We start from the raw sequence: 14,717 nt of genomic DNA on the forward strand, positions 1-14,717 counted from the left end.
ATGACTGTATATTTGTAAGAATATGATAAAATTTTACTTCTCTCTTCTATTGTGGCCGATTATCTATTATATGCGCTGGGAGCGTTTGTAGCTGTTCAGCTATTCTATTATCTCTTCTTTTTTACACGACTGGCATTTTACGGAAAAGGCGCAAATTATGGCAACACCATGCCCGGCGTAACAGTGCTCGTTTGTGCCTGGAACGAGCGGGATAACCTGACGGAACTGCTCCCACTACTCGACGCCCAGGAGTACCCGGAGTTTGAAGTGATCCTGCTCGACGACCGCTCCGACGATGGCAGTGAAGATTTTATCAGAGGCAACATTCAGCAGTGGAGACATATAAGATATATCCGCATCAACGATCAGTTTGACCATGTAACACCCAAAAAATATGCATTGACCGTCGGTATGAAGCAGGCCAAATATCCGATCGCTTTGATGACCGACGCCGATTGCAGGCCTTCCTCCAATCACTGGATCACCGCCATGACTTCGCGGGTGGCCGAGGATAAGGATATTGTGCTCGGATTTTCACCTTATATAAAGAAGGCCGGCATACTCAACTGGTTTATACGCTGCGAGACATTTTATACAGCCGTCCAATATCTTTCTTTCGCGCTCGCCGGAATGACCTATATGGGTGTAGGTCGCAACATATTATATAAGCGCTCGGTGTTTTTTGCCAACAAAGGATTTTACACGCATAAACACGTTTTCGGGGGAGACGATGATATTTTTCTGAACGAAGTCTCCACAAGCTCCAACACCACCATTTCAATAGAAGAAGATTCCTTCGTGTACTCCGAGCCCAAACTGACCTGGAAAGATTGGTTCAGGCAAAAGCAGCGGCACATTTCGGTGAGCCGGTATTACAAAATGCGGAACAAGATCTTGCTGGGAATGCTTTCCGGAACGCACGTGGCAATCTGGGCTGCCGGAATTGTAGCTCTTTTTTATGGGCTAATAATGCGAGACATTCTATTTTTACAATATCTGGGTATTTTAATCGGTGTTCGGTGGATCATTCAGTGGTTTTTACTGGTGATCATTAATGTCAAGCTCGACAAAACTGTGGAGTGGTTTACCTTTTTATTTATGGACTTCGCGTTGTTCTTGTACTACCTCATTTTCGGGGTTAGGACAATGACCAGGAGAAGGCCCCGCAAAACATGGAATTAATTAAAAGATATTTTCTGGATCTGACAGAAAATCAGCTCGCTAAATTTGGGGAGATGGGCGAACTGTACCAGTTTTGGAATGCGCGCGTCAATGTGATTTCCCGCCAGGACATTGATACATTATATGAGAGACATATCCTGCATTCTCTGGGTATTGCCAAGGTGCAGACGTTCAAAGCCGGTACAAATATACTCGACGTGGGTACCGGGGGAGGTTTTCCGGGGATCCCGCTGGCGATCATGTTCCCGGAGGCGCAGTTTCATTTGGTGGATAGTATCGGAAAAAAAATCCGGGTCGTGCAGGAAATCGCGGTAGCGCTTAAACTGGATAATGTGAGGGCGGAGCAGATCAGGGCCGAAAAATTGGAAGACAGCTACGAGTTTGTGGTGAGCCGGGCGGTGACGCGTATGGCGCCCTTCGTTGGCTGGGTGAAAAAAAATATCAGCCGTAACTCTTTTCACGATCTCAGGAACGGGATTTTATATCTGAAAGGAGGCGACCTGTCCGAAGAACTATCCGAGTTGAACCAAAAGTCGCGTATTTACGAGCTTTCCGACTATTTTGACGAAGAATTCTTTGAGACAAAAAAGGTCGTATACGTACCATTGTGAACATTTTAAAATAACCTATTCTTATGAACGAGCGTTTTAGCGCCAGTGGATTGATGAATCCATTTTTTCCTGATGAAGTCACTTTCGGAGAAAAAGGCGTAACCTTCAAAGTCAGCAAGCTTTTCAAGAGTACCGACAACTTTGTTTTTTACTCCGATATTTCCGGTGTAGAAGTGGATAGTGGAATGTTCTTTTCCACAGTGAGGATCATTCCACGCATGCGTCCTGAAATTATTATCAACAATTTTACAAAAGGAGATGCTAAGAAAGTCAAGGAGTTAATCTTGCAAAAGGTGCAGAGCTGACATTTTTTTAAGGCATAATGTTGCGCTGTATATCCACTTTACTTACATTTGCACCCACAATTCGAGTAAACAAACCGGATTAAGATTCCTGAATAGCTCAGCCGGTTAGAGCATCTGACTGTTAATCAGAGGGTCGTTGGTTCGAGCCCAACTTCGGGAGCCTTCAAACGCGGTCCGCCGCTTCGAAAACACTTAGTGAGAAATCGCTAAGTGTTTTTTTGTTTATCAACACGTCAGATTCAGAGCCAGATAATGTGGCTTCGGAAAAGCTGTATCTTTTTATTTTGCTCCATCTTTTTCAGCAACCGGGAAACCACCTCGCGGGACGTGTTGAGATCATTCGCTATTTCAGAATGGGTCATTGAAAGCTCCTTTGTACCACGGTTTTTCACCTGATTTTTTAGGTAAAATTCCAGCCGCTCGTCCATTCCTTTGAAAACAACACTGTCCAAAACGGTTAACAGCTCTTCAAACCGGGACCGGTAATTGTCGATCACGAAGTAATACCAGCTTTTGTATTGCTGCATCAGATTGTCCATCAGCTGAATAGGCACCATGATCGCGACGGTGTCTTCCAGGGTCACTGCCGTGATCTCGCTCGTTTGCTGACGGGTGTTACAGATCATGGAAAGCGCACAGGCATTCCCGGCCTGCAATGTGTAAATGTAAGCTTCTTCCCCATCATCACCTTCGCGATATAGCTTCACTTTTCCGCTGGCTATCAACAATGTATACTTAAAATACTGACCCGTTCGCATGATCACTTCGCCCGCTGGAATTTGCTTCAATGACGATTCTGCTGCAAGCCTTACTTTAAGTTCCGGTTCAAAATCCGGGAAAACGGTGTCCAGGTAATGTGCTGTATCTGCGTTCATATATACTCCTTGTTTGTATTCCAAAGTTAGCCGCAATTCATTTCCTGCAATGTGACAATTATCACTGACTGGCCAGTTTCAGGTTTCGAATTTTGTGCCTGATAAAACACATTCACATGGAAACATTTGCTTACCTGGCCTCTATCTTCATCGGCATTTCGCTGGGGCTTATTGGCGGCGGCGGTTCGATCCTGACGGTTCCGGTGCTGGTATATCTGTTTGGGATAAGCCCGCTGGTCTCCACATCTTACTCCCTCTTCATCGTCGGCTCAACCAGTCTGATGGGCGCATTCACCTATTATCGTAATGGACAGATCAACCTAAGAACAGCGGCGTTATTCGGAACGATTTCCATCACGACGGTTTACCTGACGAGAAAATTTCTGATGCCGATTGTGCCGGATAACCTTTTTCAGATCGGCACATTTACCATGACGGAGGCATTGCTGACCATGATCCTTTTTGCGCTATTAATGGTGGCGGCGTCCATGGGCATGATCAGGGAAACCGAGAAAAAGCCGGGTTGCCTGAACTGCAATTTAAAGAGCAATGTGATCCGGCTGGTGCTGAGCAGCATCGGGATCGGGCTAACGACCGGACTGCTTGGGGCGGGAGGCGGTTTTCTGTTGATCCCGACATTGGTCCTGATTATGGGAATGCCCATGCGCGAAGCAGTCGGAACTTCCCTGCTCATCATCGCGCTTAATTCGCTTATCGGTTTCCTGGGCGACCTCGGGCATTTCGAGATGGATTGGCCATTTCTTTTCAAAGTAACAACTATTGCCCTGAGTGGGATCATCGTCGGCACCTGGCTTAGCAAACGTTTGGCATCGAGTCAGTTGAAGAAAGGATTTGGGTGGTTTGTGCTGGTTATGGGTTTATTTATTATTACAAAAGAGCTGGTCTGGCCATTGCTGGCGGGCTAAAATGCTTTTAAACAAAAAATTTCAGGCAGGTAACAAATGTCACTGACCCGGGAAGCCGGACTTCTGAAATTTGCATCAATAACAAATCAAAAAATCGGATTATGAAAATCGAACAGATCTATACCGGGTGTCTTGCACAGGGCGCTTATTATATTGAAAGCAATGGCGAAGCGGTGGTGATTGACCCGCTCAGAGAAGTGGAGCCTTACATCAGTCGCGCGGAAAAAAGCGGGGCGAACATTAAATATGTGCTGGAAACGCATTTTCATGCGGATTTTGTCTCCGGTCATCTGGATCTGGCAGAGAAAACAGGCGCACAAATTGTATTTGGACCAACGGCCCGGCCAGAATTTGAAGCGCATATCGCAACCGATGGTGAGTTGCTGCAAGTTGGTGATGTCACCATTAAGGTCCTGCATACGCCCGGCCACACGATGGAAAGCACTTGCTATCTGCTACGTGATGCAACGGGTAAAGACATGGCCATTTTCACCGGAGACACCTTGTTTATCGGAGATGTAGGCCGCCCGGACCTGGCGCAAAAAACAGCAGCTGATCTCACGCAGGAAAAGCTCGCCAGTCATTTATTTAAGTCATTAAGAACAAAAATCAGGCCGCTGGCGGACGACATTGTGGTATATCCCGCGCACGGAGCCGGCAGTGCCTGCGGTAAAAATATGAGCAAGGAAACGATCGACACATTAGGCAATCAAAAGCGCACAAACTACGCGCTGCGCCTGGATATGACGGAAGATGAATTTGTAAAAGAAGTTACCAAAGGACTCGCGCCTCCCCCGGCCTATTTCCCCGAAAATGTGATGATGAACATGCAGGGATACGATCGCATTGACACGGTTATGCAGCGCGGAAATCGCGCACTCGATCCGGATGCGTTCGAAGCGGCCGCCAATGAAACCGACGCCATCCTGCTCGACACGCGTGAAGCGTCGGTTTTTGCAGAAGGCTTTATTCCAAATGCAATCAACATTGGCATTGACGGAAGCTTTGCGCCGTGGGTAGGCGCAATGATGCCCGACATCAAACAAAATATCCTTATTATTTCGGACGCAGGACGGGAAGAAGAAGTCATCACCCGGCTCGCCCGCGTCGGCTATGATCATACGATCGGTTATCTGAATGGCGGTTTTGAAGCCTGGCAAAGGGCAGGCAAAGAAATAGATCAGATCGAATCTGTTACCGCGAGCGAAATGGCGCAGCGACTACATGACGATCCCACATTGACCGTGCTGGATGTAAGAAAACCGGGCGAACATTTCTCAGAGCATTTCATCGGATCGGAGAACATTCCGCTGGAAGATTTGAATGAACATTTTTCTCAAATCAATAAAAACAAGATCTATCTCGTGCATTGCGCTTCCGGTTACCGGTCCATGATTTTCAACTCCATTTTGAAATCAAGAGGATATGATCGTGTGGTGAATGTAACCGGCGGATTCAAGGCGATCAAGGAATCGGGTCTTTTTCAGATCAGCCATTATGTTTGTCCAAGCACTATTTTGTAAGCCGGCTTTCCCATTTTTCGAATCAAAGTTTCTCAAGCATTGTTTCTACATTCAAAGGAGATTTTAAACATAAAAGCACATTCATGCTGGAATTAATCAAACAGCCGTGGCCCTGGTACATTGCGGGTCCCCTGATCGGGCTCACCTTGCCGGCCCTGCTGATATTAGGAAATAAATCGTTCGGGATTTCGTCATCGCTGCGTCATGTGTGCGCCGCTTGTTTTCCCGCCAAGATTCCCTTTTTTGAATACAATTGGAAAAAAGAAACTTGGAATCTGTTGTTCGTACTGGGCATTTTCTTCGGAGGGGTGATTGCCGCCAACTTCCTGGCAAACCCAAATCCAGTCCAGGTTACAGCAAACCTGACAAAAGAGCTGGCCCGCTACGGCATCACCGACTTTTCGTCCCTGGTGCCCGTCGATATTGTGAGCTGGAAAAGCTTGTTGACCCTTCCGGGGTTGATCATGCTGGTCGGCGGCGGATTTCTGGTGGGTTTCGGGACGCGTTATGCGGGTGGCTGCACGAGCGGTCACGCTATTATGGGACTGTCCACATTGCAATGGCCATCGCTGGTCGCCACGATCTGCTTTATGATCGGAGGGTTTGTGATGGCCAACTGGATTTTGCCCGCGATTTTGAATTTATAGCATTAAAAAGAATTTGATATGCAGCACATTGCAAAAGAAACGAGCGAACACGCCATCCGCGCCACGGACGCCATTTGTATCAATGAGAGTGAAGAAAATACGCCCTGGTACGGCAACATTAAATATCTGATCGTCGGCATTCTTTTTGGGATTGTCTTCGTCAAATCAGAAGTTATCAGCTGGTTTAGGATACAGGAAATGTTCCGGCTGGAATCGTTTCACATGTATGGGGTGATCGGGAGCGCCGTCGCTGTTGGTATGCTGTCTGTGTGGCTGATCAAAAAGTTCAACATTAAAACTGTGCACGGCGAGCAGATCACTTTCACCAAAAAGCAGTTTAACAAAGGGCAGATTTATGGCGGGTTGTTATTCGGGTTAGGCTGGGCACTGACGGGCGCTTGTCCGGGGCCCTTGTTTGCACAGATCGGATTTGGCGCAACCGTTGTGATTGTGCCGCTGCTCAGCGCAATTGCCGGCACGTGGGTTTACGGTTATTTCCGGGATCGGCTGCCGCACTAATAAGACATTCTTAAAAGCAGGATCTTAGGATTAATTAAGCAAAGCTTTCAGCGCAGCTTCGTCCTGAAAGCCAAGCTTCCTGTCGGTCAGTTTACCATTGCGGAAGATCAGGATTGTGGGTAGTTCTTCAATCTGGTAAGCCTTCATGAGCGGTTTTTCGGTATCGGCATTCAGTTTTACAATCGTCGCTTTTCCCGCGATTTGCTGAGAAACCTGATCAATGATCGGCGCCATTTTTTTGCAGGGGGCACACCAACTTGCATACACATCCACCATTACCAGTTTTTGGGACCTGATCAGGCTGTCGAAACGGGCAGCATTCCACTCGGGCTTTGCGGTCGACTTTTTCACACCAGCCACAGGCATCATGCGGGCAGACCATTTCAGGTAACCGCCTTTCATCTCATGGACATCATTAAAACCCATTTTATGCAGTTTTTCGGCAGCCATTTTGCTGCGTCCGCCCGATAAGCAATACACAAAAACGGGCTTATCCTTGTCCAGTTTAGCTAGCGACTGATCAAACGACGCACTTTGAGCATCAATATTCACCGCGTCCGGCAAGTGGCCGTCGGCAAATTCACCCGGTGTCCTCACGTCGATCAGCTGCGGTTGACGGGCTTCTTTAAGTTGCAAAGCAAACGTATCCGGGGCTACACTTTGCGCCAGCAGGACCTGGCTAAAAAGCAAAAATGAAAAGAGCAATTTATACTTCATAAGGTATTTGTTTTGACTGAAACGACACAGAAAGCCTTTTGGTCTGCCAATCAGTTTGAACTCTCGGTAGAAAACGTCAATTCAATACTTAATCCGGCAACCGGGACGCACATATAAAGATCCGCCCTCCGGGGCTCAAATTTGGCTAAACTATCCTGAAAATCCCATGCGGCGCAGAGCGATTATTGTAATAGGTATCCTGCTCGTCGCGGGAGCGGCATTTTTTTTAATCAGGAAAAAAGTTGGCTTTTCGGGATTTGGTGGCAGTTCGGTCGAAATTCCATTTCATGAGCCGGTATTGGCGGTGTATAATCGTTTTTCCAATTCAAAAAACCTCCCTGACACTTCCACAGAACACATTTCGATACTGCTAGACAAGGCGGCTACCGCTGGTTTTTTCAGCGAACTCGGGCAGCAGCTGTCTTCAAAGAAAACTGTCATCGTCACCGTGAAACTCACAGGACCATCGGACGGGAGTTTGTTGCCGGCAGTTGTTGGAGGGTCTTATGACAAAGCTTTTGCGCAGCTTTTTGAAACATTCAAAAAACATACTTCGGCTGTTTTTGTCAGGTTAAATCCTGAAATGGAAGTGCCGGTGAAAACCTATCCCTGGCAGTACCAGTCGTCGCAGGCTTATGCGGATGCCTTCCGACATTTTGCCAAGTTATGTAAAGTGGCTGCGCCAAATGTCCAACTAGTCTGGTCGCCAGCGGGTTACCCTGGCACCGAAGAATATTATCCCGGCGATGAATTTACGGACCTGATCAGCATTACCCTTAAAAGCGACCTGGAAAAGTGGCTGGAAGCTTACCCGCCTTATCCCGATTTGCAGACCGAGGTCAAAAGAAAAATCCATCGGGTCAGGTTTATGCCAAAGCCGGTGATCATCCTGGGTAAAGAAGCGTTGAAAACAGATTCCGCGAAGGCAGCCATTGAAGAAGGGCTTGCGCAGGTCAGAAGAGAGGCGTCCATCATTTATTCGACGGCAGTTTTTAAAAATATAAACAAAAATCCGGCAAGAGCGAACACCCCGATAGTCGGTGTTTATGATCCGAAATTGTTGCTGACCGGCTCGGCTTCGGTAAATGCTGAACATATCTTCATTGATCTGGCGCACATTCAAACCGGCAGTTTTCAAAAGGAATTAAGCGCGATCCTTAAAAGGAAGCACGTGCCTATCATCAGCTTCGAACCCTGGCGCGACCAAAAGGTGAGGAAGGATACCAATGTGCTCCGAAACACGATCAACGGGGTTTATGATGAGGAGTTTAAAAAGCTTTACGGGATACTAAAAGCGTCGGGAAGTGTGGTTTATCTGCGTTTTGCACACGAAATGGAAATCCCGATCCACCGCTACGCCTGGCAGATCCAGGATCCGGTTTTATACATCAAGGCATTCCGGTACTTTATGGAACTGGGTGGGCGCGACGAGAAAATCAAGCGCGTCTGGGGACCGGCGGGCGACCGCGGCTCGATGGAATGGTGGCCGGGCGAAGATGTTGTGGATTTCGTGAGCATTGCCATTTACGGCTTGCCCGACAAAAACATTACCGACCCCAAAATGCAGGAATCGTTCAGTACCATTTATGAACGGAAGTTTCACCGGGTTGGTTTTTCAGGAAAACCCATTTTTGTGACAGAATTTGGGGTAAAAGGCCCGGAAGATTACAAGCAAAAGTGGATCGAAGATGCGGCAGAGTTGATCAAAAAACATAAGGAAATTGCCGGGATCAGCTATTTTAACCTGGCCGATAACCCCGAAGCCTGGGGCGACATTCCAGCCCCTGATTGGAGCATTCAGCGAAGCACATTTGAAACATTCATCCAGAAACTCTCCGCTCCATAAATGTTTAATGCGCTATTTTGCAGTGACTTGCAAAGGTGTGTTAAGCGTTGAGCTGACGATCGATTTTACAACATTGCCTTCCACCACGTACAGATACAACCGATATTCAGACGGATTTGGCGGGATCTGCAACATTAACCGCGGCCCCGCGCCTACGTCGCTGACCGCAGTCGGGTTATCCAGATCGTCGGTCTTCACCAGTTTCCATTCATAATGCAGGTTTCCCGCGCCGGGTTTTGGTAGCGTCCATTTTTTGTTTTCCCTGACAATCACGTGATAGGCCAGCACCACACCTGGAAATGTTCCGGCAGCAGGTTTCAGAATTTTGACCGGAGCCGCCAGCGTATCCGCCTTATATCTGCCCGTAAAATCCTTCATCCCATCAAAACGCACTTTATCCGCCCACTCTTCATCCTGCCAATTGGAAACAAAAGCCGCTTTTTTGCCGGGTAAGTACCGCTGGTTTTTTGGAGAAACATAGCTGATAAAGTAGGGTGCAGGCAATGCGTCCAGCTGCTTTTTTAAAGGCATTTTATCATCAATGATCAATCCAAAAGCATCAATTTCCGGGATAGCATGAAGGATTTTCCCTGTAACGAAATTCAATTCGTCCGAGACTTCCACATCCATCGTGACTGGTCTGCGGCGATCAATTTTCTTGATTTCTATTACAATTTGCTGCAACCAGATCAAAGCCGCCTGCTCCTGCTGCTGCAAATCCGCGGGATTGTACAACCCTTCCATTTTTTGCAAAACATCGTTTCCAATGTTCCAGGAAACAATTTCAGCATGGTCTTTCAGCTCCCGGACGGTCTGTGAAATTTCGTCTTGAAGCTCGTCGAGCTGCTTTTTGTCTTTTTTAAAATCAATATTTTCGGGAATCCAAAAACCGTAATGTACCTGAAAACCCTGCTGGCGAGCCTCCCGGAGCACATTCCGGTCGTACATGTTCGGCCCGTACCTTTTGATCGCATTGAAATGTATTCTCCGCATTTCCGCGAAGTCATTTTCCAATTCTTTTTTGGTAAAAACATGCAGTTTCTTCGACCAATCCTGCCCCTTGGAATAGTTGACACCCTGTGTGCCGGCAAATGCAACCCGCTGTGGTTTAGTATTTTGTGCAAATGTTTCAGCAAATGTTGAGTCAGCATTCTTGGAACGAACATGACCGGTTGGAGAGAATTTACCAATCTGCGAATTTCTTTTAATCGTGCGCGCTGGTTTTGATTGAAAATCTTCCAGCCCGCCTGTTTTGAAATAGACCAGCGCTGCCACAAAAATCGTAGTAATAACCAGCGCAGCATTCCGGATCCCGTTATAAATGCGCCGTCTCAGGAGCCAGAAGCTGCCTTTGGCTTTTCCCAGAATAAAACTCAGCTTGTTCAGCCAGGCATAGCCGCTTCTCCACCGCCTGAAATGCTGCTCCCGGCTCGCGCCGATCACAAAAATCATGATCAGGCAATTCATCCAGGCAAAACCAGCCATCGCCAGATTGTACGGGTTCCAGTCGTTGGACAAGCCATAAACGATCGCTGCAAGTGAAACCAGCAGGATAATAATGTTGGGCACATTGAGCAGCCAGTTTCCGTCCTCGTGGCCTTCCTTCGGCGTAGGCACATACGGTACTTTTTTTCTTAAAATGGTGTAGATCAATCCCGTAAGAAATACCCACCAGGTCCCGATCGTGAGCAAGCCGCCGACCATGTGGAAGCCGCGCTCATCGTCTTCCATCACCCACCACTGCACAAAATGCCTGATCAGGATAATTGCGACAAGGAGGGGAAAGACGGTTAACCCAAAGTTTTCCAGACCGATATAAACCGGACTTTTATTAAAAAAAAGCGCAATGAGCGGGATCAGGAAGTTGGCCAGGAAAATCAGTCCCGAGGCATAATGCAGCGGAATAGCGGCGTAGTGGAGTTTTTGTTTCCAGGTAAACTGGGAAAAAAGCTTTGGATAAGCGATCACCAGCAGATCGAAAACGCCGCGCGACCATTTCAGCTGCTGCTGGTAGTAAGCCGAAAGCGTGGACGGGACCAAACCCCTGGCAAGTACCGAAGGGACATATACCGATTTCCAGCCTTTGGCATGCAGCTGCATGGAAGTGTGCATATCTTCCGCCAGCCCGGCCGCATGTCCGCCGATGGATTCCAGCGCACTCCGCCTGAATGTACAGTTCGCGCCGATCGCCTGCACCGTCCCATATTTGTTCATGGTCATCATCATTGGCCCGTAAAACTGGTAAGTCTGCTGGGCCGCACCTTTCGCAATCAGGCTTTCGCGGTGGTTTTTATAAGCCTGCACGATCTGCACAAAACCGATCTCGGGGTTGTCGAAATGTGAGACAATCGGGTTCAGGAATTCGGGAAAAGGGACGTGGTCCGGGTCTAGCACCACGCAAAGTTCGCCACTGGATTGAGCCAATGCATTGTTGATATTTCCGGCTTTTGCATCCTTTTTAACCGTCCTCGTAACGTGGTGCACGCCCAGTTTTTCGCAAAACGCTTTGAGGCGCGGATCATTTGCCTCGTCGCACAGGTAGGTCTGGTGCGGATAAGTTACCGCTTGCAGCGCCGTGAGCGTTTCCTCGATCATGCCGTAAGGCTCGCCGGCAACGAATGTCGTGAAAATGTCAACGGTGTAAGTCCTCGTTGCCGGAGGTGTTACCGGCACGGTAATGTAAAAGTAATGCAGCCACTCGTGCAGGATTTTCAGACAAGTGAAAACGAATGTGATCATTAAAAGACCATAAAGCGGCCCGCTGCCACGTATCTCCGGCGAAAACATGGTTTTCAGGAAAAACCACATAGCCGCCAGCCCCAGCAAGATCATCAGGCGCAGCGTGAGAAGTTCCAGTCGCGTCGGCGATTTTACAGTGATCACTTCCTTCATTTCCCGACCACGTAAAAAGGCGTGTTGCAGGTGGCATACGTGCCATTATCTGCATAAACTGTGGCGAACAACCGGTAAGGTCCTTCTTCCGCGGGAGCGGTAACGGTAGCCTGTAAACCTTCCTCACTTACGACCACATTCGGCAGGGCCGGCAGCCGCCTGGTACTGTTCTCGTTGTTTTGTTTGTACCAGTCTTCCTTGCAAACTTTCCACTGGATTTTGTCAAAATCACCGCTGCTTTCGGGCATAACGATCCGCGCACTGACTACCTCCCTGGGGTCGAGCATAATGTTATCGCTGCCGCCTTTTTCGTCGAGCAGCATAAAACTGATGTCCGGATAATGTGTTGCGGGCATTTTGCCTTTCCAGAGATATTCCATCGTTCCAACTACCTCGGAAGCCGCGCCGTTTTCGTCAAAAAGGCTAAACCAGGTGTCTGTCGTCTCTTGTTTGTTTCCCCAGAAAAACACCGATGCACCCAGAAAACGCGGATCTTTCAGCGGCATATCCCTTTGATAGCGCTCCCGGTAAATCTCCGCCTTTTTCCAGCTGGTATCTTCCAGGTAAGCCGACCAGGCCGTTTGCTCCGTACCCGGCCAGGGACCATTAATGCCCCATTCCAGCAACATATAAGGCCCGTCCCAGAACCAAGAGAAATCTTCGAGGTCTTGACGGAGCTGTGGCAGCTTGCCGAAAATGTTGAAGGAAATCAGGTCGATATCGCACCGCAGCATCATGTTCGCAATGTATTTTTGATTGAAATTGAGGATGGTGGTAGTGACGGGATGATTCGGGTCGTCACGATGGATCATATCCGTTAAGTTGTTGAATGCCTGGTAAAAAGGCTGGTAAGAGAATTTAACCGGGAATGTCAGTTCGTTCCCGACGCACCACATCAGGATCGCCGGATTGTGTTTGTGCCGATTTATCAACCGGCTGAATGCCAGGTATTGTTTTTTGACTTTTTCGGGATCATTATAAAACGCCAGGTCTTCGCTGTGGCGGACGGGCAAACCTACCACTACCGCAATGTCATTAGCAACCGCACTGTCCAGTATCGTTTGAAGCCCGGTTGTATCCCAGATGCGGACTGTATTTCCGCCGCAGTTTTTTAAGGTTTTAAAATGCGAATAACCGCTGGCGCCCCGGATTTCAAACGGTTTGCCATTTCGGTACAGCGTAAATTTTTTATCTTTTTTCTCGATTCTCACTTTCTGCGTATGGGCAGAATCGGTGCGGCTTTTACAACCCGGCAGGACAGCAATGATAAGCAAAGCCAAAAAGCAGAATCCGCGATTAACAATAATCACTGGCAGGAGCTTTGTATAAAGGACGATTGGAGCCTAAAAATAGCCAGAAAAATCGTTTCCAGGCCTATGAAATGTTTCTACAACGTTTATAGGTCTGGGTATTGCCTGTTTTACAGTTGGTTCAGCCTTTCGAAAAATGGTACCACGTCACCGCCTCTTTCAGCTGAGAAGGTTCGACAGATTGCTGTTCGTCCAGATCTTCGTGAACAGATATCAGGTATTTTGTGTCTTCCACGGCTATGATGTGGCTGTTTTCGTTTTCCCGGCCGAGCTCGTAGATGAACTTTGGGAAATGCGTCCGGAAAATAAAAATGCGCCCGGACAAGCTGTTGTAGGGATCATCGAGGAGGAGAAATTTGGGTAACACTTTTTTCATTCCAACATACACAATAGGGTGGAAGCTGACTACAAATCCTTTGGAAACTACTTCTGCAAACAAATTCTTCCCGATTTCAAGCAACTCAGCCTCTGAAAACGCTTTTCCATTCACCAGGTCTTTTTGCGTAATCGTAATGTCGCTCACCAACTCGCCGTCGGGATCCACCGAGTGACTTATCAAAAATTTAATGCGAAAAGCCCGCCAAAACTCATGCGAATATATCTCGATCATAATCGAGTCTTCGGCAGAAAAAGGAAGGTCGTCGGCATTTAACATGCTTGTAAAAGGGTGTTTGTTGTAATGTTTACCGTAAGTTAAAATGAAGATCATTTTTTAAAATTTGTTTGGGTTTTCCAAACTATTATCTCATATTTGAACATGCAAACTTTTGGTTCGGTTGAGGACGCATTCAAATGGTTCTTGACGAATATTTATCCGTCGCTGTCACCAGACAGAAAGAAAGGACGATTGAAAACTGCATGGAGAGATTACACTTACGGACTTGGTATTTCAGAAAAAAGGATGCGCGATATTCTTTCTGAATTTGGTAAAGTTGACGTCAAGATTTTAGTAACATTCACTCCGGACTAAATTTTTTTGCCTCAATTTGTTTGGAAAATCCAAACCACAAAATTTAAAAACTATAAACATACCAATCATGAAAAATCAGCAAACTATTGTGGAAAACCAGATCGCAGCATTAACAGCCCAGCAGAAACAGGCCCTGATCCAGCAAGAAACGCTGATCCGCGAGTTTTTCCAGCAAGATTCTGCTACGGAGATGATCAGTTCTTTGAATGCTATGACAGAAACCGTTTTGTTCAGCAGCGATGTCCAGAATGTAACCACAGAAATTCGGACAAACATTGTGAATAATCTACGTCTGGTGACTTTTCTGAGCCGATTAGATGTGAATTATCGAAATATGAAAAGATAGTTAGCAATGCATAGATAAACTAGATGTACGAATTAGATCTACAAAATC

15 protein-coding genes and 1 tRNA gene are annotated in these 14,717 nt (G+C 47.3%); 11 read left to right on the forward strand and 5 right to left on the reverse strand.

Annotation, left to right across the window (positions count from 1 at the left end; translation table 11 throughout):
• Positions 1-51 precede the first annotated feature (51 nt).
• The 4 genes from FEN17_RS25885 (at position 52) to FEN17_RS25900 (ending at position 2,258) form a co-directional block, all read left to right on the forward strand.
• A complete protein-coding gene (locus FEN17_RS25885) occupies positions 52-1,182 on the forward strand; it encodes a glycosyltransferase (RefSeq protein WP_138368303.1) in 1,131 nt (376 codons plus the stop codon).
• Entirely contained in the window at positions 1,173-1,793 is a 621-nt protein-coding gene (gene rsmG, locus FEN17_RS25890; protein WP_138368304.1) for a 16S rRNA (guanine(527)-N(7))-methyltransferase RsmG, read from the forward strand. Before FEN17_RS25885 ends, rsmG begins: the two co-directional genes overlap by 10 nt.
• A gap of 23 nt (positions 1,794-1,816) precedes the next feature.
• Entirely contained in the window at positions 1,817-2,098 is a 282-nt protein-coding gene (locus FEN17_RS25895; protein ID WP_138368305.1) for a hypothetical protein, read from the forward strand.
• An 86-nt stretch (positions 2,099-2,184) separates the two neighbouring features.
• A tRNA-Asn gene (locus tag FEN17_RS25900) sits at positions 2,185-2,258 on the forward strand.
• Between the two features lie 79 nt (positions 2,259-2,337).
• On the opposite strand, the gene FEN17_RS25905 is transcribed toward FEN17_RS25900, so the two are convergent.
• Positions 2,338-2,973 carry a Crp/Fnr family transcriptional regulator gene (locus tag FEN17_RS25905; RefSeq protein WP_138368306.1) on the reverse strand — a complete coding sequence of 212 codons (636 nt, stop codon included), beginning with the start codon at positions 2,971-2,973 and terminating at the stop codon, positions 2,338-2,340.
• 116 nt (positions 2,974-3,089) lie between these two features.
• On the opposite strand from FEN17_RS25905, the gene FEN17_RS25910 reads away from it, so the two are divergent.
• From FEN17_RS25910 to FEN17_RS25925, 4 genes are all read left to right on the forward strand, one after another.
• Entirely contained in the window at positions 3,090-3,899 is an 810-nt protein-coding gene (locus tag FEN17_RS25910) for a sulfite exporter TauE/SafE family protein (RefSeq protein WP_138368307.1), read from the forward strand.
• Between the two features lie 101 nt (positions 3,900-4,000).
• The gene (locus FEN17_RS25915) at positions 4,001-5,422 is read left to right on the forward strand and encodes an MBL fold metallo-hydrolase (RefSeq protein WP_138368308.1); all 1,422 of its coding nucleotides are present in this window, start codon (positions 4,001-4,003) and stop codon (positions 5,420-5,422) included.
• Positions 5,423-5,505: 83 nt separating this feature from the next.
• On the forward strand, positions 5,506-6,069 hold the full coding sequence (locus tag FEN17_RS25920) for a YeeE/YedE family protein (protein WP_138368309.1): 564 nt from the start codon (positions 5,506-5,508) through the stop codon (positions 6,067-6,069).
• 18 nt (positions 6,070-6,087) lie between these two features.
• The gene (locus FEN17_RS25925; RefSeq protein ID WP_138368310.1) at positions 6,088-6,588 is read left to right on the forward strand and encodes a YeeE/YedE family protein; all 501 of its coding nucleotides are present in this window, start codon (positions 6,088-6,090) and stop codon (positions 6,586-6,588) included.
• Positions 6,589-6,618: 30 nt separating this feature from the next.
• Here the strand turns inward: FEN17_RS25925 and trxA are convergent, their stop codons facing one another.
• Positions 6,619-7,305: a thioredoxin gene (gene trxA, locus FEN17_RS25930; protein WP_138368311.1), complete on the reverse strand. Its 687-nt coding sequence runs from the start codon at positions 7,303-7,305 to the stop codon at positions 6,619-6,621.
• Positions 7,306-7,471: 166 nt separating this feature from the next.
• On the opposite strand from trxA, the gene FEN17_RS25935 reads away from it, so the two are divergent.
• Positions 7,472-9,151, forward strand: a complete 1,680-nt coding sequence (locus tag FEN17_RS25935) for a glycoside hydrolase family 26 protein (protein ID WP_138368312.1) — start codon at positions 7,472-7,474, stop codon at positions 9,149-9,151.
• 12 nt (positions 9,152-9,163) lie between these two features.
• Here the strand turns inward: FEN17_RS25935 and FEN17_RS25940 are convergent, their stop codons facing one another.
• The 3 genes from FEN17_RS25940 to FEN17_RS25950 all read right to left on the reverse strand — a co-directional run bounded on the left by FEN17_RS25940 (position 9,164) and on the right by FEN17_RS25950 (position 14,062).
• The gene (locus FEN17_RS25940) at positions 9,164-12,043 is read right to left on the reverse strand and encodes a glycosyltransferase family 2 protein (RefSeq protein WP_138368313.1); all 2,880 of its coding nucleotides are present in this window, start codon (positions 12,041-12,043) and stop codon (positions 9,164-9,166) included.
• Positions 12,040-13,323: a glycoside hydrolase family 2 TIM barrel-domain containing protein gene (locus FEN17_RS25945; RefSeq protein ID WP_229208998.1), complete on the reverse strand. Its 1,284-nt coding sequence runs from the start codon at positions 13,321-13,323 to the stop codon at positions 12,040-12,042. Before FEN17_RS25945 ends, FEN17_RS25940 begins: the two co-directional genes overlap by 4 nt.
• Before the next feature lie 151 nt (positions 13,324-13,474).
• The gene (locus tag FEN17_RS25950; protein WP_138368314.1) at positions 13,475-14,062 is read right to left on the reverse strand and encodes a hypothetical protein; all 588 of its coding nucleotides are present in this window, start codon (positions 14,060-14,062) and stop codon (positions 13,475-13,477) included.
• A gap of 48 nt (positions 14,063-14,110) precedes the next feature.
• On the opposite strand from FEN17_RS25950, the gene FEN17_RS25955 reads away from it, so the two are divergent.
• Positions 14,111-14,323 carry a hypothetical protein gene (locus FEN17_RS25955; protein ID WP_138368315.1) on the forward strand — a complete coding sequence of 71 codons (213 nt, stop codon included), beginning with the start codon at positions 14,111-14,113 and terminating at the stop codon, positions 14,321-14,323.
• A 67-nt stretch (positions 14,324-14,390) separates the two neighbouring features.
• The gene (locus FEN17_RS25960) at positions 14,391-14,669 is read left to right on the forward strand and encodes a hypothetical protein (protein WP_138368316.1); all 279 of its coding nucleotides are present in this window, start codon (positions 14,391-14,393) and stop codon (positions 14,667-14,669) included.
• Positions 14,670-14,717: the final 48 nt, after the last annotated feature.

The organism is Dyadobacter luticola (assembly GCF_005860805.1).
GTDB classification, from domain to species: domain Bacteria; phylum Bacteroidota; class Bacteroidia; order Cytophagales; family Spirosomataceae; genus Dyadobacter; species Dyadobacter luticola.

Bases quoted from the DNA above. Each gene is read 5' to 3' on its own strand.
- trxA (WP_138368311.1), bottom strand. From the start codon at position 7,305: ATGAAGTATAAATTGCTCTTTTCATTTTTGCTTTTTAGCCAGGTCCTG.
- FEN17_RS25915 (WP_138368308.1), top strand. From the start codon at position 4,001: ATGAAAATCGAACAGATCTATACCGGGTGTCTTGCACAGGGCGCTTAT.
- FEN17_RS25895 (WP_138368305.1), top strand. From the start codon at position 1,817: ATGAACGAGCGTTTTAGCGCCAGTGGATTGATGAATCCATTTTTTCCT.
- FEN17_RS25920 (WP_138368309.1), top strand. From the start codon at position 5,506: ATGCTGGAATTAATCAAACAGCCGTGGCCCTGGTACATTGCGGGTCCC.
- rsmG (WP_138368304.1), top strand. From the start codon at position 1,173: ATGGAATTAATTAAAAGATATTTTCTGGATCTGACAGAAAATCAGCTC.
- FEN17_RS25935 (WP_138368312.1), top strand. From the start codon at position 7,472: ATGCGGCGCAGAGCGATTATTGTAATAGGTATCCTGCTCGTCGCGGGA.
- FEN17_RS25925 (WP_138368310.1), top strand. From the start codon at position 6,088: ATGCAGCACATTGCAAAAGAAACGAGCGAACACGCCATCCGCGCCACG.
- FEN17_RS25950 (WP_138368314.1), bottom strand. From the start codon at position 14,062: ATGATCTTCATTTTAACTTACGGTAAACATTACAACAAACACCCTTTT.
- FEN17_RS25905 (WP_138368306.1), bottom strand. From the start codon at position 2,973: ATGAACGCAGATACAGCACATTACCTGGACACCGTTTTCCCGGATTTT.
- FEN17_RS25910 (WP_138368307.1), top strand. From the start codon at position 3,090: ATGGAAACATTTGCTTACCTGGCCTCTATCTTCATCGGCATTTCGCTG.
- FEN17_RS25955 (WP_138368315.1), top strand. From the start codon at position 14,111: ATGCAAACTTTTGGTTCGGTTGAGGACGCATTCAAATGGTTCTTGACG.
- FEN17_RS25960 (WP_138368316.1), top strand. From the start codon at position 14,391: ATGAAAAATCAGCAAACTATTGTGGAAAACCAGATCGCAGCATTAACA.
- FEN17_RS25940 (WP_138368313.1), bottom strand. From the start codon at position 12,043: ATGAAGGAAGTGATCACTGTAAAATCGCCGACGCGACTGGAACTTCTC.